This is a genomic window from Oleiphilus sp. HI0128 (assembly GCF_001635365.1).
This window is the reverse complement of record NZ_LWGG01000211.1, coordinates 1-573: the sequence shown is the minus strand read 5'-3', so window position 1 is coordinate 573 and position 573 is coordinate 1. Positions and strand designations below refer to the sequence as shown.

The window sequence follows — 573 nt, the reverse complement described above, 5'->3', positions numbered from 1 at the left end:
AAGTCAATACAAACAATTACGCGGAGGCGAGCGCTTCTAGATGAAGCGTTCGCGGATAGATAACTCCAATTGGAGCAAAACCGATGAAAGATTTATTAAACCTATTAAAAAACCAAAATCAAACTCAGGAATTCGACTCAATTCGTATTGGCTTGTCGTCTCCAGAAATGATCCGATCTTGGTCATACGGTGAAGTTAAGAAGCCAGAAACGATTAACTATCGTACATTCAAGCCAGAGCGTGATGGCTTATTTTGTGCCAAAATTTTCGGTCCTATCAAGGACTATGAGTGCTTGTGTGGTAAGTACAAGCGCCTTAAGCATCGTGGTGTAATTTGTGAGAAGTGTGGTGTAGAAGTTGCGCTTGCTAACGTAAGACGTGACCGTATGGCTCATATCGAACTAGCTAGCCCAGTTGCTCACATCTGGTTTTTGAAGTCTTTGCCGTCACGTATTGGTATGCTTTTAGATATGACTTTGCGTGATATCGAGCGAGTATTGTATTTCGAATCATACATGGTTATTGATCCGGGTATGAGTACGCTTGAGCACGGTCAGCTACTTAGTGACGAAC

The 573-nt window shown here is 42.4% G+C and carries 1 pseudogene; it reads left to right on the top strand.

Annotated features, from left to right (window positions below):
- Positions 1-83: 83 nt before the first annotated feature.
- Positions 84-573: pseudogene (locus tag A3763_RS02825) on the top strand (DNA-directed RNA polymerase subunit beta'); the annotation flags it as partial.